21 protein-coding genes are annotated in these 25,426 nt (G+C 69.2%); 6 read left to right on the top strand and 15 right to left on the bottom strand.

Annotated features, from left to right (window positions below):
* Positions 1–14 precede the first annotated feature (14 nt).
* The gene (locus ACN469_RS15240) at positions 15–437 is read right to left on the bottom strand and encodes a hypothetical protein (protein ID WP_498768501.1); all 423 of its coding nucleotides are present in this window, start codon (positions 435–437) and stop codon (positions 15–17) included.
* 14 nt (positions 438–451) lie between these two features.
* Positions 452–1,015, bottom strand: a complete 564-nt coding sequence (locus ACN469_RS15235; RefSeq protein WP_498768500.1) for a hypothetical protein — start codon at positions 1,013–1,015, stop codon at positions 452–454.
* 220 nt (positions 1,016–1,235) lie between these two features.
* On the opposite strand from ACN469_RS15235, the gene ACN469_RS15230 reads away from it, so the two are divergent.
* Positions 1,236–2,309 (top strand): saccharopine dehydrogenase family protein, encoded by a 1,074-nt coding sequence (locus tag ACN469_RS15230; RefSeq protein WP_498768498.1) that lies wholly within the window; start codon positions 1,236–1,238, stop codon positions 2,307–2,309.
* A gap of 276 nt (positions 2,310–2,585) precedes the next feature.
* Positions 2,586–3,746: a methyl-accepting chemotaxis protein gene (locus ACN469_RS15225; protein ID WP_498768496.1), complete on the top strand. Its 1,161-nt coding sequence runs from the start codon at positions 2,586–2,588 to the stop codon at positions 3,744–3,746.
* Between the two features lie 57 nt (positions 3,747–3,803).
* Here the strand turns inward: ACN469_RS15225 and ACN469_RS15220 are convergent, their stop codons facing one another.
* The 5 genes from ACN469_RS15220 to ACN469_RS15200 all read right to left on the bottom strand — a co-directional run bounded on the left by ACN469_RS15220 (position 3,804) and on the right by ACN469_RS15200 (position 11,278).
* A complete protein-coding gene (locus ACN469_RS15220) occupies positions 3,804–5,459 on the bottom strand; it encodes a formate--tetrahydrofolate ligase (protein WP_498768494.1) in 1,656 nt (551 codons plus the stop codon).
* Between the two features lie 90 nt (positions 5,460–5,549).
* The gene (locus ACN469_RS15215; RefSeq protein WP_498768492.1) at positions 5,550–6,257 is read right to left on the bottom strand and encodes an MBL fold metallo-hydrolase; all 708 of its coding nucleotides are present in this window, start codon (positions 6,255–6,257) and stop codon (positions 5,550–5,552) included.
* 157 nt (positions 6,258–6,414) lie between these two features.
* A complete protein-coding gene (locus tag ACN469_RS15210) occupies positions 6,415–6,594 on the bottom strand; it encodes a hypothetical protein (RefSeq protein ID WP_498768490.1) in 180 nt (59 codons plus the stop codon).
* An 8-nt stretch (positions 6,595–6,602) separates the two neighbouring features.
* On the bottom strand, positions 6,603–9,323 hold the full coding sequence (locus ACN469_RS15205) for an AsmA family protein (RefSeq protein WP_498768488.1): 2,721 nt from the start codon (positions 9,321–9,323) through the stop codon (positions 6,603–6,605).
* 350 nt (positions 9,324–9,673) lie between these two features.
* Complete coding sequence (locus tag ACN469_RS15200) at positions 9,674–11,278, bottom strand: TolB-like translocation protein (RefSeq protein WP_498768486.1); 1,605 nt, start codon at positions 11,276–11,278, stop codon at positions 9,674–9,676.
* 250 nt (positions 11,279–11,528) lie between these two features.
* Between ACN469_RS15200 and ACN469_RS15195 the strand changes: the two genes are divergently transcribed.
* A complete protein-coding gene (locus ACN469_RS15195; protein ID WP_498768484.1) occupies positions 11,529–13,304 on the top strand; it encodes a DUF885 domain-containing protein in 1,776 nt (591 codons plus the stop codon).
* Positions 13,305–13,314: 10 nt separating this feature from the next.
* Here the strand turns inward: ACN469_RS15195 and ACN469_RS15190 are convergent, their stop codons facing one another.
* Entirely contained in the window at positions 13,315–13,773 is a 459-nt protein-coding gene (locus ACN469_RS15190; RefSeq protein WP_498768482.1) for a fibril protein, read from the bottom strand.
* 286 nt (positions 13,774–14,059) lie between these two features.
* On the opposite strand from ACN469_RS15190, the gene ACN469_RS15185 reads away from it, so the two are divergent.
* Positions 14,060–14,548 (top strand): hypothetical protein, encoded by a 489-nt coding sequence (locus ACN469_RS15185; protein WP_498768480.1) that lies wholly within the window; start codon positions 14,060–14,062, stop codon positions 14,546–14,548.
* Between the two features lie 13 nt (positions 14,549–14,561).
* On the opposite strand, the gene ACN469_RS15180 is transcribed toward ACN469_RS15185, so the two are convergent.
* From ACN469_RS15180 to ACN469_RS15155, 6 genes are all read right to left on the bottom strand, one after another.
* Positions 14,562–15,146 (bottom strand): imm11 family protein, encoded by a 585-nt coding sequence (locus ACN469_RS15180; protein ID WP_498768478.1) that lies wholly within the window; start codon positions 15,144–15,146, stop codon positions 14,562–14,564.
* An 18-nt stretch (positions 15,147–15,164) separates the two neighbouring features.
* A complete protein-coding gene (locus ACN469_RS15175) occupies positions 15,165–16,037 on the bottom strand; it encodes an AHH domain-containing protein (RefSeq protein ID WP_498768476.1) in 873 nt (290 codons plus the stop codon).
* Between the two features lie 152 nt (positions 16,038–16,189).
* Positions 16,190–18,766 (bottom strand): carbohydrate binding family 9 domain-containing protein, encoded by a 2,577-nt coding sequence (locus tag ACN469_RS15170; RefSeq protein WP_498768474.1) that lies wholly within the window; start codon positions 18,764–18,766, stop codon positions 16,190–16,192.
* Positions 18,767–18,856: 90 nt separating this feature from the next.
* Entirely contained in the window at positions 18,857–19,939 is a 1,083-nt protein-coding gene (locus ACN469_RS15165) for a 4-hydroxy-3-methylbut-2-enyl diphosphate reductase (RefSeq protein ID WP_498768472.1), read from the bottom strand.
* Positions 19,940–20,114: 175 nt separating this feature from the next.
* A complete protein-coding gene (locus tag ACN469_RS15160) occupies positions 20,115–22,166 on the bottom strand; it encodes a M56 family metallopeptidase (protein WP_498768470.1) in 2,052 nt (683 codons plus the stop codon).
* Complete coding sequence (locus ACN469_RS15155) at positions 22,163–22,561, bottom strand: BlaI/MecI/CopY family transcriptional regulator (protein WP_163867756.1); 399 nt, start codon at positions 22,559–22,561, stop codon at positions 22,163–22,165. Before ACN469_RS15155 ends, ACN469_RS15160 begins: the two co-directional genes overlap by 4 nt.
* Positions 22,562–22,960: 399 nt before the next feature.
* On the opposite strand from ACN469_RS15155, the gene ACN469_RS15150 reads away from it, so the two are divergent.
* Together ACN469_RS15150 and ACN469_RS15145 are read left to right on the top strand one after the other, a co-directional pair.
* Positions 22,961–23,887: a hypothetical protein gene (locus ACN469_RS15150; RefSeq protein WP_498768468.1), complete on the top strand. Its 927-nt coding sequence runs from the start codon at positions 22,961–22,963 to the stop codon at positions 23,885–23,887.
* A 59-nt stretch (positions 23,888–23,946) separates the two neighbouring features.
* On the top strand, positions 23,947–24,570 hold the full coding sequence (locus tag ACN469_RS15145; RefSeq protein WP_498768466.1) for a hypothetical protein: 624 nt from the start codon (positions 23,947–23,949) through the stop codon (positions 24,568–24,570).
* 231 nt (positions 24,571–24,801) lie between these two features.
* Here ACN469_RS15145 and ACN469_RS15140 read toward each other — a convergent pair whose 3' ends face one another.
* Positions 24,802–25,413: a hypothetical protein gene (locus ACN469_RS15140; protein ID WP_498768464.1), complete on the bottom strand. Its 612-nt coding sequence runs from the start codon at positions 25,411–25,413 to the stop codon at positions 24,802–24,804.
* Positions 25,414–25,426 lie beyond the last annotated feature (13 nt).

Here is a 25,426-nt window from a genome sequence, read left to right as displayed (position 1 = left end):
CTGCCGACGTGGACTCAGTGGACGTCGAGAATCTGGCCCAGACTGTCGACGGCATAGACCGCGCCGCCGTCCAGGATGGGGACGTCCAGGCCGCAGCGGCTCAGGACCGGTGAAAACCGGACGAAGTAGAGGTCGTCGCGAGCCTGGAGGATGAAGGTCTCGTAGGTGCTTCGCCGCGACAGGCACTCATCCAGACGTGGGTCGGTGCGGTGACCCTTGAGCTTGCCTCCTGGCGGCAGGAAGTCGCTCATGGCCACTTCCATCGCCGAGGCCATGGGCCCCGTCAGGTGGATGCCTGCTTCGAATGAGTCCGGGAAGTCGATGGCGCGGGCCTGCTCCGGCGGAGCCCACCGCGGCTTCTCGGGTTTGTAGTAGCCGAAGAAGGAGCAGCCGCCGAGCGCGCCAAGAGAAGCGACCGCGAGAAGGGTTCGTCGCATGGATGCTTTCCGCGTCATGGCAGCCAGTCCTGGCCTTCGAACATCTTGAGGTCACCCCAGTTCCCCTCGACTCTCCCGATGGGAACCCAGACACCTTCGCGCAGGGCGGACACGACCCGAGTGGCGTAGTTGTAGCTATAGGTCGTGCAGGTGCCGCTCCACTCCTTGAAGAACACCAGGAGCTCCCGGTCCCAGGTTCGGCCGGTGCCCTTATCATGGAACCGCGAGGGCCCCAGTGGGGACCACCCTGGCTCGCGTCCGGCGCCCAGGTCTTCCGCTGAGAACTGGCGATTGTGCGGATGGCCATGGCCAGGCCCGAGGAGAAACACGCCTCCTGGATGCGAAGCATCGAGGGCTCTCGGCACCTCGCAGTACTTCTTGCCGCTCGCCCGGTTTCCCCCGACATCGGACAGGTAGCTGATGAAGTACTGCCGCGCGTCCCTCGCGTAATACCAAAGCACGCAATACTCCACGCCGAGTCTGCCCGTGGCGGCGCCCGGCTGTGCCGTCACCAGCTCACAGGCGTTCTGGGCCAGCTCCTCCTTTGTTTCGAACGGGCCGGCGGCGGGGCCCTGCACGACGAGGAGTCCGTCCGCGCGACGAGCAACCCGAACCCAGGGGTTCGGGCTCGCGCACCCCAGGAGGCCGACCCCGGTTCCCAGCAAGAGGGCCCAGCAAAGCCGCCGCCGCATCATGCCTCCGGTGTGGAGATGGAAGTGTTGAGGCCGTTGACAGATAGCAGAGCGGGCCCACGGAGACTCCGTCCCGCGCTCGGCGTGCCTGCTAGCGTCGCTGGCCGTGACGACGACTTCGAGCTCGACTCCCCGCTGGTTGCTGTATGGCGCCTCTGGCTACACCGGCCGCCTCATCGCCGAGGAGGCCGTGCGTCGTGGCCACCGCCCCGTGCTGTCCGGCCGCTCTCGCGAGAAGCTGGCACCCCTCGCCGACGCGCTCGGCCTGGAGGTCCGTCCCGCCGCCCTGGATGACGCCCGCCAGCTCACCGCCGCCATGGAGGGCCTGCCCCTGGTCCTCCACGCCGCCGGGCCCTTCATCCACACCAGCGAACCCATGCGCCAGGCCTGCCTCGCCTCGCGCACCCACTACCTGGACATCACCGGCGAGATTCCTGTCTTCGAGGGCTCCTTCCGCCATGACGCCGAAGCCAAGGAGCGCGGCGTCTCGCTCATGTCCGGCGTCGGCTTCGACGTCGTCCCCACCGACTGCCTCGCCCGCTACGTCGCCGACCTGGTCCCTGGCGCCACCGAGCTGGACATCGCCATCGCCGCCGGCTCCCAGGCCAGCGCCGGCACCACCAAGTCCGCCCTCCTCCAACTCCCCGAGGGCGGCAAGGTCCGCCGCGACGGCGTCCTCCAGCCCTACCCCATGGGACAGGGCGCCCGCCCCCAGCGCTTCATCGACCGCGAGCGCACCGTGATGCCCATCCCCTGGGGCGACCTCTCCACCGCCTACCGCACCACCGGCATCCCCAACATCACCACCTACATGGCCTTCCCCTCGTCCTCCGCCCGCGCCCTGCGGTGGACCTACCCCGCCCTCCGCCAGCTCCTGAAGGTCGGCCCCGTGCGCGACGGCCTGATGAAGCTCGTCGAGTCCCGCGTGAAGGGCCCCACCGCCGACATGCGCCTGTCCACCCGCTCCCAGGTCTGGGCCCAGGCCCGCGCCCCCGACGGCCGCTCCGCCCAGGCCTGGCTGGAGGTCCCCGAGGGCTACCTCTTCACCGCCCGCGCCGGGCTCCACGCCATCGAGGAGCTGCTCGCCCAGCCCTCCCCCGGCGCCCTCACCCCCGCCGGGGCCTTCGGCGCCGACTTCGTCCTCCGCATCGAGGGCTGCCGGCGTCTGGACACCCTTTGATGATCCATCCAGGCATGGTGTCTTTTTTAACCCAGACTGGTGGAAACCCCTCAGCTGACACTGTGGGATGACCTTTTGGGGGAGGCTTAGCAGCCAGTGTTCAGTTGGCTATCCTGCGCTTCGGCGGATCACCGGTCCGTCCGAACTTCAGGGGGTCCTCGGGGCCCCACGGAAGGATGGCGACATGAGCTGGCGCAGCAGGCTCTTGAGTGAGCCGCGCTTCAACCGCCTTGGCCTGGCCGGGTTGGACAGCGGCATGGCGCGGGAGGGGGCTCGGTGAGTTTGAAGCTGAAGCAGAAAGTGATGCTGTCTCCGGCCGTGGCCGCGGTGTTCCTGGCGGTCATCTTCTCGGTGGTGCTGACGGGTGGCGCCTCGTGGCTGGTGGGGGCGCTGTCGCTGGTGTGCCTGGCGCTGATGGTGGCGCTGTCCATCTGGCTGCACCGGGAAGTGGCGGCGCCCATGGCGCGGCTGACGGCGGTGGCGCAGCGAATCGCCCACCAGGGGGATTTGACCCAACCCATCGACACGTCCGCGCAGGACGAAATCGGCGACCTGGGCCGCAGCCTCCAGGTCATGGTCAACCGCCTGCGCGAGGTGCCCACGACGCTCCAGTCCGTGGTGACGGAGCTGTCCTCGGCGGCCACGCGGCTGACGAAGGCGAGCCAGGACCAGGTGAACTTCCTCACCGACCAGTCCCGCAGCCTCACCGAGGCGAGCACCACCATCGCCGAAATCGCGCAGACCTCCAGCATGGCGGCCAGCCGCGCGGAGATGGTGTTGAAGGTGGCGGCGCAGGCGGATGCGTTCAGCTCCTCGGGCCAGCGGTCGATTGAGCAGAGCGCGGAGGGCATGCAGCAGATTCGTCAGCGGGTGGGCACGCTGGTGGGCAGCATCGCGCACCTGAGCGACCAGGCCGTGCACGCGGGCGAAATCATCAGCAGCGTGAAGGATTTGGCGGACCAGTCCAACGTGCTGGCGCTCAACGCGGCGATTGAGGCCGCGCGCGCGGGTGAAGAGGGCCGGGGCTTCGCGGTGGTGGCGCGGGAGATGCGCGCGCTCAGCGGTCAGTCGCTCCAGAGCACGCAGCGCATCGGCAAGATTCTCCTCGAAATCAACCAGGCCATCCGCCAGACGACGTCCATCGCGGAGGGCGACAGCGAGAAGATGGAGGAGAACATCGAGCAGGTGCTGTCCTCGGCCAGCTCGCTGAAGGAAATCACCACGGTGGTGCAGGAGAGCAGTCAGGCCGCGCGCCAGATTGTCGCCTCCGTCACCCAGCAGAACGCGGGCATCGCCCAGATGACCGAGGTGATGACGCAGCTGTCCTCGATGATGGCGGACGTCGTCACTTCCACCATGACGGCGGAGGAGGCGGTGATGCAGATCAACGCCACGCTCGGCCGCCTCCAGGATTTGTCCACGTCGTTCCGCGTGTGAGCACTGGAGCGGCCCGACACCCGGGCCGCTCGTGCTTGTCGGTGCACGGGGCGACGGCTACTCGCCCTGCATCAACCCGGTGATGCGGCCGTCTTCGTGGACGGTGATGCGCCGCGCGGCCGGCTCGCGAGGCAGGCCCGGCATGGTGAGGATGTCGCCCGTGAGCGCCACCATGAAGCCCGCGCCCGCGGACAGGCGCACCTCGCGCACCGTGAGCGTGAAGCCGCGAGGCCTGCCCTGCTTCGTCGGGTCGTCCGACAGCGACAGGTGCGTCTTCGCCATGCACACCGGCAGCTCGGAGCCGCCCAGCTCGCGCACCATCTCCAAGTCCTTGCGCGCGGACGCCGTGAAGGCCACGTCCTCCGCGCCGTACACCGTGCGGGCAATCGCGCGGACCTTCTCCTCGGGGGACTGCTTCACGTCGTAGAGGAAGCGCGGCGTCGGCGGGGCCGCGTCCGTCGCGTCCAGCATCGCGAGCACCCGGTCCGCCAGCTCCAGCGCGCCTTCTCCTCCGCGCGTGAAGCCCTCGCACACGGCCATCTCCACGCCGCGCTCCTTGCCGAAGGCGCGCAGCTCGTCCAGCTCCGACTCCGAGTCCTGCGGGAAGCGGTTGACGCACAGCACGGCCGGCAGGCCGAAGGCGCTCACCGACTCCAGGTGCTTCTCCAGATGGGCGAAACCTCGCGCCAGCGCGGCGCTGTCCGGCTCGGCCACGCGCGCGAGCGGTGCGCCGCCGTGGTACTTCAGCGCGCGCAGCGTCACCACCAGCACGACGCCTCGGGGCCACAGGCCGGTGTTGCGGCACTTGATGTCGAGGAACTTCTCCGCGCCCAGGTCGAAGCCGAAGCCCGCCTCCGTCACGACTTCGTCCGCGTAGGCCAGGCCCATCCGCGTGCCCACCACGGAGCTGCACCCGTGCGCGATGTTGCCGAAGGGCCCCGCGTGCACCAGCGCCGGGCCGCCCTCGCGCGTCTGCACCAGGTTGGGCATCAGCGCGTCCTTCAGCACCGCCACCATGGCCGCCGCCGCGTCCACGTCGCGCGCGCGCACCGGCTTGCCGTCCGGCGAGTGGCCCACGACGACGCGACCCAGGCGCTCCTCCAAGTCCTTGAGGCTCTCCGACAGCGCGAGGATGGCCATCACCTCGCTGGCGGCGGTGATGTCGAACGCGGCTTCGCGAGGGACGCCGTGCGCCTTGCCGCCCAGGCCGATGATGACGTTGCGCAGGAACCGGTCATTCATGTCCATCGCGCGCCGCCACCGCACGCGCGTGGAGTCGATGGCCACCGGCTGGCCGTAATACACGGCGTTGTCCACCAGCGCGGCGAGCAGGTTGTTGGCGCTGGTAATCGCGTGCAGGTCGCCGGTGAAGTGCAGGTTGATGTCCGCCGCGGGCTCCAGGCTGGACTGTCCGCCGCCGGTGCCTCCGCCCTTCACGCCGAAGACGGGACCGAGCGACGGCTCTCGCAGCGCCGCGACGGCCCGGCGTCCGCGCCGACGCAGGCCCATGGCCAGGGCCACGGACATGGTGGTCTTCCCTTCGCCCGGAGGCGTGGGGTTGATGGCGGAGACGAGCACGAGTCGGCCCTGCCGGTCCCCCTGCTTGCCGAGCGCGCCGAGGGACACCTTGGCGCGGTTCGTTCCCCAGGGATGCACGTCGTCGGGCGCCAGGCCCAGCTCGGCGCCCACTTCTGCGATGGGTCTCAGCGTCATGCCGAGGACTCTCGACGCGGCGGCGTCACGGGTCAACGGGGGAAGTGCGCGATGCTTTCTGTGGAAGAACGTACCCGAGGGTGCGTCACGTCATGCGGAGGACGGAGACGAAGGCTCGAAGTCCAGACCGCAGGCGCGGTTGGCGGGGACCGCCACGTCCAGCTTGCTCGGCGGAGGAATCCGCCGCTCGTTCATGAAGCGGATGAAGTCCTCGCGCGACTTGCCGGCGAGGCGGGGGTTGTGTCGCTTCTCCTCGCCTACCGAGGACGCGGTGAAGCCCGCGTAGTCGTGGGCGGGGTACAGCTCCGTCGCGTCGGGGAGCGTGAAGACCTCCTGGGTGATGGAGTCGTAGAGCTGCCCAGGGTCGCCGTTCTGGAAGTCGGTGCGGCCCGTGCCGCGAACGAGCAGGGCGTCGCCGGTGAAGAGGCGCCCGTCACACAGGAAGCTGAGGCTGTCGTCGGTGTGCCCCGGAGTCTCCAGGACGCTCAGCTCCAGCTCGCCCACGCGCACCCGGTCTCCATGCACCAGCATCCGGTCCACACACGGCGCACCCCGCGCGGACGACATCACCCGCGCACCCGTGCGCGCGCGAAGCAGGCCCGACGCGGTGATGTGGTCCGCGTGCACGTGGGTCTCCAGCACCACTGTCAGCTTCAGCCCCAGCTCCTCGAGCAGACGCAGGTCCCGCTCCGCCTGCTCCAACACGGGGTCGATGAGCACGGCCTCCCGCGTCGCCAGGTCCGCCAGCAGGTACGTATAGGTGGAGGACTCCGCATCGAAGAGCTGTCGGAAGAGCATGGTCCACTTCCCTCCTGAGAAGGCTGTCGTGCGTGCGGGCCTGACGATATTGCGAGCGTCGTGCCACGACTGCCTTGCCTGAGGAGAACGTGTCCGTTCGGGCAGTGAGTCGTTCCCCGGGAAACACCCGCGACACCCAGGCGAAACAGTTGCCGTATCAGCGAAACGGATTCACCACGTCGAGGGGCGGGTGCGTGGCGGCGATGATGCGCACGTCCACGGGCACCGGCGCCCGGCCTCCCCTGGGGATGACGGTGCGCGCCTCCCGCATTTCGTCCAGCAACAGCGAGCAGCCGTGAGCCCGGACGCGAGCCAGGGGGGCTTCCCTGGCCCGCATCCGCGGGACTACTTGCCGAAGATGCCGCGCAGGCGCTTCTTCGCCTCTTCTTCGGCGCGCTTCTTCGCCTCGGCCTCCAGCCGCGCCTTCTCCTCCGCGGCCTTGCCCTCCAGCTCCTTGCGCTTGGCCTCGGCGTCGGCGCGCAGCTTCTCCTCGCCGCCTTCGATGACCTGCTGCACCTGCTCGCCGCGCTTGCCGCCGATGAGGTTGCCCGCGAGCGACGAGGCCGCCAGCTTCGCGAGCGTCGTCACCGCCGGCTTCACGTCCACGCCCGTGACTTCGGGCTTCCACGCCGGGCCCGTCAGCTTCAGGCCCACGGGGATATCCGAGGGCGGCGTCACCTTGCCCAGCGTCAGCGTCTTCACCGTCGACGGCGTCAGCGCCACCGAGCCGATGAGGTCCAGCGTGCCGTCCAGCTTGATGCCACCGTCGAAGCTCATCGCCGCTTCCGGCCGCGTCCAGGTGATGGGCTTGGAGAGCTGCGCGACGCCGTTCTTGATTTGCACGCCGAAGGGCAGGTTCTCACTCAGCGACGTCACCTCGCCGCTCTTGAGCGCCTTGGAGGCGAAGGGCAGGGCCTTGGCGAGCGGCTCGGAGACGGACGCCACCAGGTCCTTGCCCAGGAGCGTGCCGCCCAGGATGTTGCCGCTGATGCCGCCCAGCAGCGTCTCCTTGAGCTTCTCCGGCGTGTAGCCGACGCCCTTCACGTCCACGTTCCCGTTGAACGTGCCCGTCATCACCTTCTTCGGCGTGGCCTGGGCAATCGCCTGCGCCATCTCCACGCCGTCCACCTTCACCTTCGCCTCGAAGGGGCGCTGCGCGGCGGCGGGGCCCAGGCGAATCGTCGTCCCGTCCGCGGCCACCTTTCCGCCGAAGACGCCCGAGGAGAACTTCTCCACGCTGATGAGGTCGTCGGTCATCTTCACCACGCCCGTCACGTGGGTCAGGTCCATCTCGGCGTAGCGCAGCGCGCCCACCGCGAAGCGGATGTCACCCCGGTAGCCGTTGAAGCGCGCGGGGTCCTCGGCGGGGAGCTCCGCCGACTCCGGCGCCGGCACGGTGCCGCCGTTGCGCGCCGCCAGCTCCTTCTCGTCGAACAGCAGCGCGTCCGCGTCCAGCTTGTTGGCCTTCACATCCGCGGAGAACGTCGTCGTCTGCTTCTTGCCCACCCCCGCGAGCGCGAACGACGCGCTGCCCGTCACCGTGTCCTCCAGGACGTGCGCCGTCATCTTGGGCACCTCCACCTTCATGCCCACGCCGCCCTTGCCGGGCGCGTAGGTGCCGGCGACGGCGAAGTCCATCCGCTGGCCGGGCGACTTGTCCACCAGCAGGCCGGGCCGCAGGTCCACGCCGGACAGGTCCGCGTTCGCGTCGAACTTCAACGCCCCGCCGCTGGCCGCCGCGCCCGTCACGCGCGCGGTGAGTTTCATGGCGCCGCCCGCGCTCTTCACGAGCTGCGCGGGCACGCGCAGGCGCACCGGCGTCAGGTCCACGTCCACGTTGATGGCCTGCGCGTCCTGCGTGCCGCTGCCGCGCACCTCCAGGCCGATGGGGCCGGCAATCATGCCGTTGAGCTGCTTCTTCAGCGGCGGGTAGTACTCGGCGAGCACGGCCGGGTCCAGGTTGCGGCCCACCAGCTCGAAGCCCTGCACCGACGGCTTGTCCGACAGCAGGCCCTTCACCTGGCCCTTGCCGGTGATGTTCGCGGGGCCCAGGTCCAGCTTCAGCTTGTCGAGCGACAAGTCACCGGTGGCGATGTCGCCCGCGACGTCCGTGTCCAGCACCACGTCCAGCGCCTTGCCACCCTCGGAGCCCGCGAAGCGCAGGCCCAGCGCGGAGATGACGCCGACGAGCCGCGTGGGGCCCTTGCCCCCGGGCACCGCGCCGCCCAGCTCCGCCTTCCAGTCCGCGTCCACCGTGCCGGCCTGGAGACCCACGTCGGGAGGCAGGAACGGGCCCAGCGGAGACAGGTCGATCTTCTGCGCCTTGAGCGTCACGCGCTCCGGCGTGGGAATCAGCGTGGGCGGCAGCGGCGCGGCGTGCAGCGACAGCTGGAGGTTCTGCTTGTCCGCGAGCACCGCCGCGGCCAGCTCCACCACCAGCGGCTTGCCGGCGCGCAGGTCCTTCACTTCGATATCCAGGTCCTTCACCGCCAGCTCGCGCGCGGCCTGTCCACCCGCGCGGTCCACGAAGCGGATGGTGCCGTCGGTGAGCGCGGCGCGCTCCACGTGCACGCCGGAGAGGTCCGTGGGCTGCGACTCGTCCTCGGGCTTCTCCTCTTCCTGCTTCGGGCTCTGATCCTCCAGCCGCTTCAGCAGGCGCTGCACGTTGGTGGTGCCGTCGGCCAGCCGCAGCACGTTGACGGTGAGGCCGGACAGCTCGGCGTTCTTCACCTGGATGTCCTTGCCCCGCGAGGACAAGAGGGGCCCGGCCGCGACGCTGATGTCCAGCGACGCCATCTGCGCGAGCGGCAGGTCCTCGCCCTCGGCGGCGCCGATGGAGACGTTCTCCACCTCCACGCCCACGGTGGGGAAGAGCTGGGTGGAGATGTCCCCGATTTCAATCGGGCGACCCAGCTTCTGCGAATACGTGGCGGCCTGCTCGCGCGCCGTCTTCAGCAGGATGGCGTCGAGCCGCCAGAGGACCCCGAGCACGACGACGACGAGGAGCGCGAAGACTCCTCCGAGCACGTAGGGCCAGCGGCGCTTCTTCTTCACGACGTCAGACATTGCTTGGTACCTCCTCCAGCGAGCGGGCCCCGGGGCTCGGCCCGGCGCGGGGCCCGGGCTGCGTTGAGACGCTTAGCCCAGCCAGGGCCTTGCCGCACGCGTCAGGCGCAAGAACCCACTGCATGCGGCGTAAGACCTCATCGCATCCCAGGACGGGGGCGGGGTCGTGGAAATGCACGGCGCCCCGAGCAGCGGGGTCGTCCGGCCGTCCCAAGGGCGAGAAACGGAGGCGCCAGCCGGCCCTCTTGGCGCCTCCTGCCACCCAACACGCTCGATGTGCGCACGGAGCAGGCGAGAGGGAAGGGGCTTTCACCCTTCAGCTCGCCTGCAACCCCGGAAAAGCGCGGAGCTCAGGGGCCGCTCGGAGGGGGAGCGACAGGGGTATTCCCAGGTGGGCTCGTGGGTTTCACGGAGGGCGTCACCGCGGGCTCCCACTTCACGGGGCCCAGGGGCACGGTCTTCCGGTGCGCGAGGTCGGCATGTGGAGGGGCTTCCCGCGGGTAGCGCAGGGCTCTGCCTCGCGTGTCGACGGCCAGGGGCTCGCCGGCCACGGTGCCCAGGACCTCGGCGGTGCCCAGGTCCAACAGCCAGCCCATCGTGAGCAGCCGCTCGTTCGCCCTGGCCTGGGCCTCTGCGCGCTCCTCTCCGACCAGGCGCTTCTCGCCGGTGTCCGCGTTCCACAGCCACAGCCGTGCCTTTCCACGCTCCGCGCCGTCCTGGGCGGGTTGCTCCTTCAGCAGCGCATGGGCTCCCAAGGCATGCACCCAGGTGCTGTCCGGAATGGGCGGAGGCACCAATGTGTGGCGCTCCATGTCCAGGAGGACGAGGGCGTAGCTGCGCGAGGTGTCCTTGCTGGTCAGGACGAAGGTGGGCAGCAGTCGAGGCCGCGGTTCATTGAACCGCTTCACCGGTGAGTAGGGCGACACCTCGCGCTCCAGGGACAGGTGAAGCTCGGGGCCGTGCAGCTCCAGCGTCGTCCCCAGCGGATCCGCCGTCCTGCAGCCGACGACGAGCAGCCGACGGGGCTCGTCCACGGCGTACAGGCGGGGCCGGTGGCAGCGTGCGGGCACCCAGGGCTGCTGGTTCGCGTGCTCGTCCTCGTAGACGATGACGCCCTCTGGCGTGGTGCGAAGCAGGCCGTCACCCAGGGGCTGGAGGATGTCCCTGCCCTCGACGAGCGTGCCGCCGTCCACGCGCAGGAAGCGGCGCACGGGACTGTCTCCCTTCCACTCGCCATGGGAGCTGGAGCTGACGGGCCCTCGGCACCGCGCTGGAGCGAGGGACGTCTGTTGATGGGGCCAGGTCAGCGTGCCGTCCTCGTCGGTGTCCTTCGCCACCACGTCGAACTGGGCCCAGCGTCCGTTCTCATGCAGCATCGCCTGGCCCAGCAGCCCCGGGCCCGCGTCCAGCACGCGCTCCTGGCCTCCCGCGACGTCCCGCAGCACCGCGACCTTCTTGCCGGCCTCGCTCCGCAGATAGAGCAGGCGCTGGCCGTCCTTCGAGAAGCTGGCGCGCACGGGCGGCTGGGGCGAGTTCGAGCCCACGTCGTCCGCGGTCCAGGGCGCGAGGACTTGCTCCTGGCCCGTGGTGGTGTCGAGGAGTCGCAGCGCGCCCTCGCGCACCACGACCAGGTGTCGTGCCGAGGTGTCCACCGCGAGCATGTCGTCGACGGCGAGGCCCGCTCCGGGCTTCAGGAAGAGATACAGCCGCGCCTCGTCACCGCGAAGCTCGCCGTGGGTGCCCACCTGGACCTCCAGGGTTCCATCCTGGTTGGTGTCCTCGCGCGCCTGACACGCGAGCATCCACCGGCCATCCGGCGCGGTGGCCTGGAGGAGGAAGGGGTGCGGAGTTCCGTACTCCGCTGGGGGCGGCGGTGTGCTCGGGAGGTGTTCACGCGAGGCACACGCACTGGACAGCCAGACCAGGGACCACAGGACACAGGCGCGCGGAGTCATGTCCCGCAAGCCTGTGCCACGTCGTCACGGGGGAGCAAGCAGGCGTTGTGCGCGCGTCGTGAGCGTCCGACTCAGGACGGACCCACGCGGGTGTTCGCGCAACGGTGAATCAGCGCACGTCAAGGGGGACCTCCGGGGTGACCCGACGGGTTGAGCGCACGACGGCGGCTTGCGAGCGCGCTTGTTTCCGCCTACCCCTTACCCACACGAGTGCCGAGACTTCGGCCCGTCATCCTTGAAGAGAGCCCTCATGCGCATTCGTGTCGCAGTCCTCGTGCTGGCCAGTCTCTCCGCGTGCGCGTCGCGCTCGAAGGACGGGTCGGAGTCCTCCTCCTCCTTGCCATCTCCCTCACGCGCCGCCACCGCCTCGTATTCGCACTTCATCCGCGAGTACCTGGACTGGTTCTCCGCGGCCAACCCCGTGCGCGCGACGCGACTGGGCTTCCATGCGCATGACGCGCGCCTGCAGGACGTCTCGCAGGAGGCGCTGAAGCGCAAGGCGGAGGCGCTGCACGGCTGGCTCACGCGCCTGGAGCAGGTGAACTGCTCCGCGCTCTCCGGCGACGAGGCCATCGACGGCGTGGTGCTGCAGAACGCCATCCGCGCGGAGCTGCTGGAGCTGGAGGAGGAGCGCGTCTGGGAGAAGAACCCCGGCGCCTACGTGGGCCTGGTCTCCGGTGGCCTGTCCACCTTGTCCTCGCGCGACTTCGCGCCGCTGGGCGAGCGGATGAGGGACATGCGCTCGCGCATGGCGCGCATCCCAGACGTCCTGGAGGCGGCGAAGACGAACCTCAAGGGCGTGCCCCGGCTGTGGGCGGAGCAGGCCATCCGCGACGCGCGCGGCACGCAGGTGTACCTGCGCGTGGACCTGCCGCGCGCGCTGGAGGCCCAGGGCCTGGACCAGGTGCCTCCCGCGGAGCGCGAGGCCTTCCACGCCGCGCGCGCGGACGCCCTGCGGCGGATGGAGGGCTTCACGGAGTGGCTGGAGGAGGAGCTGCTGCCCCAGGCGAACGGTGACTTCCGCCTGGGCCGCGCGCTGTTCGAGAAGAAGCTGGCGCTGGAGGAGCACATCACGCTGAACGCGGACCAGCTGCGCGACATCAACGAGCGCGCCATCCGTGAGTACAAGGCCTGGGTCGCGCGCGAGACGGCGAAGGTGGACCCGACGAAGACGCCCGAGCAGGTGATGGCGGCGCTGGTGAAGGACCACCCGAACCCCGAGGAGCTGATTCCCCTGGCGCGCACCCAGCTGGTGGAGCTGCAGCGCTTCGTGCGTGAGAAGGACATCCTGACCCTCCCCTCGGACGCGCTGCCGTCCGTGCGCGAGACGCCGCCGTACGAGCGGCTGGGCTTCGCGTCCATGGACACGCCGGGCCCCTTCGAGAGCAAGGCGAAGGAGGCGTACTACAACATCACCAACGTGGAGGCGGAGTGGTCCACGGAGGAGAAGTCCCAGCACCTGACGTACTTCAACCGCGCGGGCCTCTTGGGCATCACCGTGCACGAGGCCATGCCGGGCCACTTCGTCCAGCTGCTCTACGGGTCCAAGATTCCCACCGACGTGCGCAAGGTCTTCACCCCGGCCTCCGTGGTGGAGGGCTGGGCCCACTACGCCGAGCAGATGATGGTGGACGAGGGCCTGGGCCAGGGTGACCCGTCGGTGCGTCTGGGCCAGCTGCGGCGCGCGCTCCAGCGGCACGCGCGGTGGTACGCGGCGCTGGCGCTGCACGTCTACAACGAGCCGGTGGACGTGGTGGCGAAGCGCTACGCGGAGATTGCGTACTTCGAGCCCTTCCCCGCGATGCGCGAGGTGGAGCGCGGCACGTCCAACCCCACGTACCTGTATTACGCGGCGGGCCGCATGCAGATTCTGAAGCTGCGCGAGGACTACCGGAAGCACCTGGAGGCGAGCGGGAAGAAGTTCGTCCTGAAGGACTTCCACGACCGCTTCCTGCAGCTCGGCCTTCCGGTGTCGCTCGCGCGCAAGGTGCTCATCCCCAACGACGAGTCGCCGTCGCTGGAGTGAGCGGAAGCGGCTACAGCTCGATGACGTCCGACGGAGTCGTCGGCGTCTCGCGCGCGGTGAGGCCCTCGATGGTGAAGCCCTGGGGCGCGCGGATGGCGGCCCCATGGTTCGGGTCGATGAACAGGCGCACCGGGTCCGTCAGGCCTTCGTAGCCGACCTCGAACACCTCCAGCCCCGCGTACTCGAGTGACGGCGCGGGGCCGGTGTCACAGCACGGCCCCAGCCGCTTCCAGGCCACGCGTTGGCCCTGGGGGCCGCGCAGCAGCTCGAAGAAGGCCATGACGCCCGGGTTGCCCCAGCCCACGCGCACCGGGTCCTCCGCGCGATAGCCGTAGGTGCTCCCGTCCTCGGAGAGGCTCGCGACAGCGGGGGCCTCCTCGCGGGGGGCCCGCACCACGGCCGGGTTCGACGAGGCACACGCCGACAGTGTCAGCAGCAGCCCGAGACAGGCGAATCGAAGCGAAACCATTGCACCCTCCTCCTCCACGCCACCCGCGGCGAAAGTGGGAATGGCCTTTCGCGCGTGCACGAACTCGCCCGCCGGAGTCGTTCGACAGCCAACGCTCCCAAGCCCTGGCGGCGGGCCCCCGCTTCCCTGTCCCTCTGAGACGGCCGTGCTGATGACTTTCCAGAACCCGGCATTCGCCCCGCGCGGCCCGCCGGAACACCGTCTCCGAGGCTCCTGGTTTTCCACCCCGGGACATCGCCTGCCGGCTCGAATTGACTCCCGGGGACGGCGCGCCGAGCGTGGGTGCGTGCGCCCGCTCTCACGTCCAGCTCGCGGTGGTTCGCCCGGCGCCGCGAAGTCCGGCCGCCGTGCCCTGGCGTGGGGACTGTGCTGCCTGAGCCTGGCCGCCGCGTGTCAGCACCGCAGGGAGGAGTCGTGTGCCTCCGTGCAGGCGCTGGTGCTGGAGGAGCTGCGCGTGACGGATGGCTTCCGGGACAGCCAGCATGACGCGCACTCGCTGGCCTTGAATGCGAGCCAGCTCGAGGAGCTGTCCTCGCGCCTGAAGGCCCTCCAGGTCGGTGACGCCGCGCTGCGAGAGGCTGTGCGGCGCTATGGCGCGGACCTGGACGTGCTCGCGCAGTCCTATGCTGGCATCGCCCGGGTGCGGGCACGCCCGGAGCGGGAGGTCGCCGCGACGGACGATGGGCAGGTGGGGCCCGGCGTCTCGCTGGCCACCCACGAGGACGCGGTGAACGCGGCGCGCTCCGCCATCTCCCGCCTGTGCGCCGGGCCGTGAGGCCTACCTCTCCTCAGAGTTCGAAGCCGTCCCAACCCTCGGCCTCGTAGACTTTGAAGCCAGTCAAGCCTGCTTGCTCGAAGGCGGCGTGGACATCCTCTCGAATGAGGATGAGGCGGAGAAACTCCTTGCAGCGAAACATCTTGGCCTGAGGGTCGATGGTTCCAGGCTTGAGGACAAGATTGTTGATGCGACCAATCTGGTCCTTGGAGATGGCGTTCATTCTGTAATCAGCGCGCTCCATGTCGATGGCCTCTTCGGAGCCCTGCAAGTTGAGGAAGGCATAGTCAGGGCCCACGACATTCCCCTGGTGGTCCTTGACCACGACAGGGAGCCACTCCGCGTTGGTGACGTCCATGGATTCGATGAGCTTGCGGGCCCGTCCTGAAACCAGGAGGTCGCTCATCATGTTGGGCTGGAAGTCATAGAGATTCCGGTGGTCGGGATAATTGTCTGAGAAAGACACCTCGCCACCCATGGGGAACTCCCTGGCGAGACTGATTCCTTTGTCGAACTTCCAGTCCGTGGGACTGCCACGAGGGTATTCCTCGATGTAGCCGGCTTCTGTCGCCATGATTTTGAAGACGAAGTATTTCATGTGAAATGATTCCTTTTGCTAATAGAGCGCGCCCCACTCGTAGCGACTCTGGGCCGTCAAACTCTTGGGGGCATAGCGCACGAGGGGATGCATGTACTCTTTACCTTGGGTGACGGCTGCCACTACGGCTCGGCTCAACTTCACGAGCACCTTCCAGTAGTCGTCCTCCAAGTCCTTCAAGTAGGTGAAGATGTCGACCACCAGCAGGTTGTGGTCTTGGTTGGCGTCGATCTTCGCCTGAAGGTCCTTGGCGATGACCCTCATGTCCCGCATCACCTGCTGCGTGTACTCGGGATGGTCGCCCGGGTGTTGCAAGAGCGCGTGGATGGGCACCGCCCACGACTGGTCCGGGAGCATGATGATGTTGTGGCCGTGATTCAGGTTGTACTCGGACTGGAGAATCAGCCGGAGTTGCTTGTACGTGAAGACGGGCCCGCTCTTCAGCTCGTAATAGAACGCCGAGCCCGGGAGGATGTGGTGGGCCTCCCAAGCGTACGGGTACTTCTGGAGCGCGGGCTTCTTCTCCGAGTCCTTCGCCCTGGGGTTGAAGTTCTCAGGCGGTCCTCCCGGGAACTCCGCCGTCTCACGCACCAGGTCCCGGATTTCATCCAGGTACGAATGGTCGAACACGCCGTACACGCCACGCCCGTTCAACGACGCGATGTAGTCCGAGCCATTCTGCGCATAGTGGTTGTCCTTGCCGAGCACCCCACGCGGCTGCGCGTTGCCGTCGATATGGTCGGCGTCGTCCGCGGACTCCTCCGCGGGCTTCGGCTTCTTCTTCTTCGCCTCCTTGGCCGCCGCGTACTTCCGGTCCCGGCTTCGCTCGAAGATGGCCAACAGTCGCTGCGCCAGCGCCGTGTTCATCTCGTTCGCACTGAGGTTGCTCACGCGCACACCCACCTGGAGCGAGGCGGGCGCAAGGTCGCCACACCGTGGCGTCAATGCTGCCCGAAGGCTCGTCTCCAGGCTACGCCCACCCGCGCTGCTCCCAGGGCTCGCGTGACTTCCCTTCGCGCTGACACGACTGACTCACTGTCACCTCACGTGCCCCAGTAGTAGCTCCACTTGAGCATCACCGCGTCGTTGGCGGCCCCCGTCAGCAGGCGTCGTGGACGCAAGCTCGCGAAGGGCCGCTCTCCCTCCGGCTCCGGCAGGCCCTGTTGCGAGCGCGAGTAGACGACGAAGAGCGTGGAGCCGAGCTGATACTCCCACCGCGCGACGACATTCACGTTCAGCGCGGTGTCGTAGAAGCTGCTGTCGTCCTCGTGCGCGACGGCGGTCAGCGAGTCGAGCCGGATGCGCGACCGCCGCGCGTCGGACGTCGCCGTGAAGAAGGGGCCGTAGGTGCCGTGCGCGGTGAAGAGCTGCGCGTAGCCCTGCAAGGTGAGCCGGGGCGTCAGCACCCACTGCTGGCGCAGCGTGAGCGACAGGTAGCGCGAGTCCAACGCGCCCAGCAGGAAGCCGCCGTCGTCCCGCGTCTCCACGTAGCGCGGCCCATGGTCCGTCTTGTCGTTGCTCACGGAGAGCTCCGTCTGGAGCGACGGGTGCGGCCTCGCGGACAGAGTGACTTCCCCGCCCCAGTCCCAGGCCGGAGCGCTCGGTCCGCCCTGGAAGCGGTGGCCCAGCGAGAAGTACCCCTCCACCGAGACAGGGCGGTTGGGGTTCGTCTCGCCGCTGAGGCTCACGAACGTCCGGTCCGGCCGCTCCAGGGGGATTCCCGTCCTCGCCAGCTCCCGCACGTCGTAGCTGTTGAGGTCCAAGCCCGTCTCCACGCTCACCGTGTCGAAGCTGGGCAGGGTGGCGCTCGCGTAGAGGTTGAACCAGGTGACCCGGTGCTCGCTCCGCTCTTCCGCCGTCCACTTTCCGCCGACGTGGGCATTGGCGAACAGCGCCTTGAACGGCCCCAGGCCATTGGGCCGCGCGTAGCGCAGCGAGGCTCGGGGGGCCACCTCGTTCTGCGAGCGCTGGAAGCCCGTGGCCACCAGCGACAGCTTCGGCGTGGCGACATCCACGCCGACCTCTGGACGCAGGCCCTCGCCACCGAAGCGGCCCGCGCGCAGGTAGCCGCCCACGCCCGAGTCCCCGCCTCGCAGCAGCGTGCCGTCCGCGAGCACGCGCTCCGGTGGGCCGCCGTCCACGCGTGACGCCACCATCATCCCGTACACGCCCCAGGTGCTGTCCGCCGTCTTCAGGTCGAAGTCGAGCGCCCCAGTGAGCCCGCCGCGTCCCCGACACGACGCCGGCTGCAGGGCACCTTCCAGGGCCGCGTCCTCGGCGGTGCAGGTGCCCGACAGCGGGTTGGCCATGGCCACCGCGCCGCCCACGCGCGAGCCCGCGCCCACCTTCCCGCGTGCCACCGCCACCAGGTAGTGCGTCGTCGCGGAGGGCTCGTCCGGCAGCTCCAGCCCCGCGCCCAGGTGCAGCGGCCTGCGCCAGTCGAAGCGCAGGCTCCGGTCCGGGCTCGCCTCGTCGCGCGCCTGCCAGGGGCCGGTGACGAGCGCGTCCAGCACGCCCACCTGCACGCCGCCCACCGAGCCCGTCACCTTCGCCGCGCCGAGCAGCGGCGTGTCCAGGCCGATGCGCCGCGAGTAGAAGAGCGCCAGCGGCGCGTCACCCACGCCCATGCCCACCGGCTGGAACAGCTCCATGCCCTGCGTGAAGAAGGGGCGCCGCTCCGGGAAGTACGCCTCGAAGGTGCTCAGGTTGAGCAGCAGCTCATCCGCCTCCACCTCGCCGAAGTCCGGATTGAACGTCGCCGCCAGCGACAGCTGGCTGGTGAGCGCGGCGCGCACGTCCAGGCCCACGTCCATGGACGGGCTGAGCAGCCGCGGCGCCGGCCGTGACGCGTCCGAGAACTGGGGCCGCGCCAGGCCTCGCGCCGCCAGGTACGGCATCAGCTCCCACCGCCCGCGAGGTTGGAGGTTCTCCATGCCCGTCAGGTGGCCCAGCCGCGACACGTTGGCGTTGTGGTTGCGCGGGTTGTCCACCGACTCCAGCTCCTCGTTCTTGCGCGCGATGTCGCGACGCACCGAGAAGCCCCACGTCTGCACCGGCGCCTCCGGGAAGCGCAGCAGCGAGAGGGGGATGGCGAACTCCGCCACCCAGCCGTCCGCCACGTCGCCCGAGGCCCCGGCCCAGATGCCGCTCCAGTCCTCCGTGTAGTAGCGGTCGTCGTAGAACAGCCCGTCGCTCTGCACGCCGCCGGCGGTGACGGAGAAGCTGTACGCGGTGCGGTGGTCATGCGTCGGGTCGATGAGGACGTGGATGGTGTCCGAGTACGGCGCGCTGTCCCGCCGCCCCAGCCGCCGGTCGATGCGCGACGGCTCCGAGTCGCGCGCCACCACGCCCACGTACAGCATGTCCGCGTCGTAGAGGACTCGCAGCTCCGTCTTCTCCGACGGTGCCCGGCCCGCCGCCGGATAGCGCTCCACGAAGCCGTCGAACACGGGCGCGCGCGCCCAGTCGTCCTCGTCCAGCTTCCCGTCCACCTGGAGCGAGCCCGTAGCCCGCGCCGCCTGGAGGAACTGCGCCTTCCCCGGCCCCTCCACCGCCGCGCCCGCCGCCAGACTCCACAGCGACACCGCGAGCGCGATGGCCCCTCTGACCCCGAATGACATGTCCCATTCCCTCGTGCCCCGCGAAGCGGGGACACCGGGCTCCCTCGTGAAGAACGTGTGTGGACGGAGTTTCCTGAATGCCCTGGAGTGCTACTTGCCGCCCGTGCCGTCCTTGCCGCCACGCGACATGGAACGCATGAACTTCTCGTCGATTCCATGGATGCGCAGGCGCACCAGCTCTTCCGGCGTGATGTTCTTGTAGCCCGCGTCGCGCAGCTTCTTCACGAAGTCGGACGTCACGCCGTGGATGCGGAAGGAGACCAGCTCTTCCTGCGTGATTTCCTTGAAGCCCAGCTCTCGCATCTCCTTCACGAAGGGCGTGGTGACGCCGTGGATGCGCATGGCGACCAGCTCGTCGGCGTCCAGGTCCTTGAAGCCCAGGCCGCGCATCTCCTTGGCGAACTCGGTGGTGATGCCGTGGATGCGGAAGGCGACGATCTTCTCCGCGTTCAGGCCGCGGTAGCCCATGGCGTTCACCTCGCGGATGTACTCCGGGGTGACGCCGTGGATGGACATGGCGAGCAGGTCCTCCCAGGACAGCTTGGGGAAGCCCGAGACGGCCAGGTCCTTCACGCGCTGGGGCGTGACGCCGTGGATGCGGCCCTGCACCAGCTGCTCGATGGACAGCTTCTCGTAGCCCAGCTTCGCCAGCTCGCGGACGTACTCGGGGGACACGTCGAAGATGCCCACCGTGAGCAGTTGCTCGCGCGGGATGTTCTTGTAGCCGAGGGCCGCCAGGTCCTTCACCCGCTGGGTGGTGACGTTGGTCGCCGCGAACTGGAACTGTTCGTAGCTTGTGAGGTTCGCGTAGCCGAGCGCGGCCATGGCCTTCGCGTAGGCATCGCTCGGCGCGAAGCGGTAGTGGCCCGCGCCGTCACCGCCCTGGAAGGTGCCGGTGAAGGAGAAGACGCCGGCCTCGCGGGAGAGGGTGAAGGTGGCCGGGCCGTCCGAGGTGGACAAGCCCTGGAAGGAGGCGCGGGGCTCGGTGAAGCCCATCTGCCCCTGGCCGCCGTCTTCCTTGTCGGGGTGGATGAGGTTGATGTGGAAGCTGTCGGGAGACGACTTCTCGCGGGCGGTGGACGTCCAGGTGCCGCGCAGCTCGTTCGCGGCGGAGGCGGTGGTGGCCACCAACAACAGGACACAGCAGGTCAACAGCGACGGCAGGCGACGCATGGCGGGGCTCCTTCGGTTCTGGATGGACCCCTCCCGTCCGGCGCGCGCCGGTGAGGACGCGTCCGTGGGAAGGGCGTGAGAGGGGAGAGGTGTCACGGGGCCGGGGAGCGAGCGTTGCTCCCCGGGCCACTCGGTGACAGGTGTCGCGGTGTAACGGTACGGCGGTGTCGCGGTATTACTTGGAGTCGCGCAGCCGCCGGATGAACTCGGCGTCCACTCCGCCGGAGCGCAGGCGCACCAGCTCATCGGCGGAGAGGTTCTTCAGGCCCGCGGCGTTCAGCTCGCGCAGGAACTCCGGGGTGACGCCCAGCGCGCGCAGCTCGGTCAGCTCGTCCGGGTCCTTCGTCTCCACGCCGGCCGCGCGCATCTGCTCCAGCCACGAGGGGGTGACACCCACCCCGCGCAGCTCCTGGAGGTCATCCGGGGAGAGCTTGGGCAGGCCGAACTTGCCCAGGGCGCCGATGTACTCCGGGGTGACGCCCAGCGCGCGCAGCTCGGTGAGGTCCTCCAGCGACATGCCGGAGTAGCCCGCGGCCTTCAGTCCGCGCACGTACTCCGGGTCCACGCCCACCGCGCGCGCCTCCACCACGTCGTCCGGGTTCGTCGTGTCGAAGCCCGAGTCCTTGAGCGTGGCGACGTACTCCGGCGTGATACCCAGGGCGCGCAGCTCCACCAGCGTGTCGGCGTCCAGCTTGCGGCCGAAGCTCGCGGTCATCTTCTTCATGTACTCGGAGGTGATGCCCATGTGGCCCATCTCCACCAGGTTGGCGACGGTGGGCTCGTAGCCCATCGACTCCAGCTCCCGCACCCGCTCCGGCGTGACGCCCGCTGTCTTCAGCGCCACCAGCTGGTCGACGGAGAGCGGCTGTCCGGCGCCCACCCGCGTGCGCTCGTCCTCGTCCTTGTCATTGTCGTCACGGCCCGGGGACACCTTCACCTGGGGCGCGGCGGCCAGCTTCACGGGGACGTTCACCTTGACGTCGACCGTGGGATTCGGCGCCACGGAGAAGCGGGGCGCGCTCGGCGGCGCGGGAGGCGCGGCCGCATCGGGAGGCTCCGGCGGCGCGGGGACGGCGGCGCTCGCGACACCCGGCCGCACCTTGGTCGATGTGTCGGACGTGGGGACCTGGCCCAGCACCAGCGACGTCAGGGGCGCGGCCACCGCGAGGCTGCTGACGAGCGTGAGCACCGACGCTCCGGCGACCCAGCGGGAGGAGCAGCGCGGCGCGGGAGGGGAGACCAGGCGGCGCACGCGCTCGGGCAGCGAGCCCCCCAGGGCGGACATTGCGTGGCTTGGCTCCAAGGGCAGCACCCGCAGGGCCTCCAGCGCGGTGAGGGCCCGGGCGTAGGAGACGGAGTTGCCGCTGGCGCTCACCGCCACGTCGTCGCAGCAGTGCTCGCGCTCCACGCGGATGACGTTGGACATCCACCGCACGGCCGGGTGGTAGAAGAAGAGCGTCTCCACCACCACCTGCGCCAGGTTCACCGCGAAGTCATGCCGGCGGATGTGGGCCAGCTCGTGCGCCAGCACCATCTCCAACTGGCGCGTGGGGAGTCCGGAGAGCGTGGACACCGGCAGCAGCACCACCGGAGACAGCCAGCCCACCGTCGAGGGCACGTCCACCTCTGTCGACTGGAGCAGCCGCACCGCGCGCGACAGGCCCAGGCGCCGCGACAGCGTGTCCAGCCGCTCCTGCCACTCGCGCGGCGCGGGCAGGGCACGGCGCGCGAGCTGGCGCAGCTGCACCCACTCCGCCGTCAGCCGTCCGGAGCTGAGCCCCACGCCCGCAACCCACGCGAGCACCACCCACCGCAGCAGGCTGTCCAGCGACTCGCGAGCCCGCTCCACCAGTCGCGTCAGCACGCTCGCCGGCTCCATCCGCGTCCAGTCGGACGTCGTGGCCCGCGTGAGCTCGCGCTCGGAGGAGACGACGGCGCGGGGTGCCCGAGCCCTCGCGGCGAGGAGCGGCTCCTCATGCACGGCCCGAGTGGCCGCGGCGTGCTCGGCCTGACGCGTGGCGCGCGCCTGCGTCGCGTGTCGCCACCCGGTGGCCGCGGGCAGCACCACGGCCAGCACCAGCGCGCCACAGGCCAGCGCATACCGCGCGTTGGCCGCTCGGCGTCCCACCGTCACCAGCGCCACCGCCAACCCCAGCGCCACCAGCGTGCCCTGCCAGAGCGAGTGCACCAGCGCCCATCCCAGCGACTCCATCACCAGGCTGCTCATTCGTCCGCTCCTTCCATGGAATCGAGCAGCTGGCGCAACTGGGCCAGCTCCTCCGGGCTCGTCTTGCGCGAGGACAACGCCTGCATGGCCAGCCGCGCCGGAGAGCCGCCGAAGGCGCGCTCCACCAGGTCCGTCACCAGCTGCCGCTGCGTGCGCTGCTCCGTCGCCTGGGCCCGGTACACGTGCGCGCGCTGGGACTCGTCGCGCTCCACCAGGCCCTTGTCCGTCATGATTTGCATCAGCTTCAGCACCGTCGTGTAGCCCGTGGCCTCCGCCGGCTCTCGCCGATGAAGCGCCTCGTGCACCTCTCGCACCGTGCTGTCACCGCGCTCCCACAGCACCCTCAGGATGGCCAGCTCGCCATCCGTGGGGCGCGGCAGCTTCGACTCGCTCATGGCTTCCTCGCGTCCAACATCCACGAACTCATCATACGAATGGCTTCGTAGATGTCAACGAAGGTCTTCGTAGATGCCTTGTGTGAGGTGGTGCTCGCTCACGAAGTGCGGGCCAGTGCCCACCTTGGGAACGCGAGGCCTCACTTCCGTGCCTGCCTGCTCCCTGGTTTTTCCTACGAGGAGCAGAAACCGTCGTTTGGAGTGGGAAGCGCCGTTCCCACCGGAGGGAACGCGGGTTCCACGCAAGGGGCCCCGACGTCCTGTCCGCTCCGCCTCGGGGGAGGTGGGTTCGTCGCGGCGGATGCGACCTGGCAGGTCCTGAGCGTGGCACATCCGGTGAAAACGGCTCTCCCCGACGCGAGCCATACGGGCTCGAGACGACGCAAGGCGGAACAAGTAATGAAAGCGTTGAGCGGTTGGATGGGGGCGGCTTGTGCCGCCGCGGTGGGGCTGTCCGGTGTGGCGGAAGCACATGATTTGACGTGCTCGAAGCTGGTGAACGGGCAGTCCTCCGTGGAGGTCACGTCGTATCCCTTCACCGCGAACTTCAGCTTCCAGGTCAACAACGTCCACCCGACGTTGCCGTCCGTCCTGCTGTCCGCCGCGGATCCGCTGCTGGTGCTGGAGGGCTTCTCCTTCATCCCGCCGCCGCCGGTGGTGATTCCGGTAGGCCAGTCGGTGACGTCCACCTTCGCGCTGACCATCAACAGCTATGACGACTGCCGCGCGCTGTCGCTGCTCGACGGGCTGGCGGATGACCACATCGACAACGTGTTCACCGCGGGGTTCGACCTGGGCTCCTCGCTGTGCACCGCGCGCATCACCTGCCAGGAGCCGCTGCCGGACGCGTGCTCCAACGCGACGCGCACGCTGGGCTTCTACAAGAGCCACCTCGTCGCGATGCAGCAGTGTCTGGCTGGCGGCCCCATTCCGCTGGGCAGCATCGGCGTCGCCGCCACGCTGCCGGGCGCGGAGGGCATCCTCTGGGGTGACCCCGCGAAGTACCCCATCACCGGGCTGCCGCGCAGCCAGCTGGACCGCGTCCGCTTCCTGTCCTCGCGACAGACGCTGGTCGCCACCTGCAACCAGCGCCTGTTCGGCGGCATCACCGTTCCGCCCAACCTGCTGGCGCTCGTGCTGAGCGCGCTGGGTTCCGTCAACTGCACCACGCTCGAGAACCTCACCACGCAGCTGGACACGTACAACAACTCCTGTGACTCGGCGCCGTTCCCCCCGACCTTCGACCCGGGGCCCGCGACGCCCGCGGCCGCCCAGGCGCTCGCCGTCGACTTCACCATTCCCACGGGCCTCATCTGCCTGCCCTGAGCCCGTCCCATTCACCTTCCAGACATCGATTCACTGAAGAGCTTTCGAGGAGCCACGTCATGAAGAAGTTCCTGCTGTCCACCCTGGGGGCCTCGGCTCTCGCGCTCGCCGCCTGCGGTGGTGATGACCCCGCCCCGCTCCCCGGTGACGAAGACCCGGGTGTGGAGACGCCCGCCCCTGGTGGTGAAGACCCCGGCCCGACTCCGGGGGGTGAGGGCCCCGGTCCCACTCCTGGCGGTCAGGGTCCCGGCACGCCGTCCACTCAGAACTTCGAGCTGCGGCTGCGGGGCGAGGGCGTGACGGACTACACCTCGCTGAAGGTGCCCGTCTCCGACGTGCTCATCACCGCCGAGGGCAAGCCCGTGCCCGTGCAGGTGATGTCCAACATGCTGGAGCTGGCGACGCCGAACCACGCGCCGCTGGCCGCGCGCTTCACCGTGCCGCTCGGTGTGGAGAAGGTCCAAATCACCGTGCACTTCAACGCGCTGGGTGACTTCGCCCGGAATGGCGCGCAGGCGTCGCAGCTGGACGCGCGGGTGGCGCCGGTGACGTTCGAGGCGCGCGTGAGGGACTTGTCCGTGCGTGGCCGCGCGGTGCTCGTGCTGGACATGCCGCGCACCCTGGTGGCGCCACAAGGGTCCAACACGACGGTGATGCTGCCCAACGGCACGGTGAAGTACTAGCCGCGGTCGGGCACTTCAGGAGGGCGTCGTCGCGGCGCCCTCCTGGTGAAGTCCTTCGCGAGCTTCGCGTGAAGGCTCGTCGTGCTTCGTCCAGGGCTCGCTGCCAGCGCGCGCGAGTGGTCATCGTCGGAGACTTCGAAGCCACGGAGGCGATGAAAGCCCAGCTCGGCCAGAGCCTTCCGGGTGCTCGTCTCCGGATGGATGGATGAGGCCCCTTGAAATGGGGGCGTGTCAGAGCCTCACACCATCGAGTGTTTGCAGGACGGCGCGGAGCGCCTCCTCGGTGGTGCCGTTACGCTTGGCGACAGCGGGCGCTGAGTAGGTTACGGCCACGGTTTCCGGAGGTGACTCCAGCATGGCCTCCACGGTGATGCGGCTGGTGCCGGGCCAGGGCGCGGCGAGCAGCTCCTGTCGTCTGCGGGTGGGGTCCAGGAAGGTGAAGCAGGGCCAGGACGGGAGCTTCAGTGTGTCGATGTCACAGTCGACGAAGCCGCAGGCGTCGAGACGCGCTCCGGAGAAGTCGCAGTCCTCGATGCCTCCCTGTGCCTTCTCCGACTCCTCGTCGAAGGGCCAGCGGCCGAATTCGTTCCCGCTCATCGTGCCGGTGAAGCGACAGCCCTTCAGGAACGTCCTGCACCAGCGGAGGTTCTTGAGCTCCTGCTTGACCTCGATGACGCAGTCGATGAGCCGAGGCTGGATGAGAATCAGGTTCCGGCTCGTGACCTTTATCGTCAAGGTGCAGCCGCGGAGGGTCAGGTTCGGGCCGAGGAAGGCAATGTCCTCGCGACCGAGGACAAGCCGCTCGTTCTCTATCACCCTGTCCTCGATGTTGAGCTGTGCCATCCGTGCTCTCGTT

Source organism: Corallococcus terminator, assembly GCF_049194865.1.
Taxonomy (GTDB): Bacteria; Myxococcota; Myxococcia; order Myxococcales; family Myxococcaceae; genus Myxococcus; species Myxococcus terminator_A.
The sequence above is the reverse complement of the archived record's forward strand: the minus strand, read 5'-3'. Positions and strand labels throughout refer to the sequence as shown.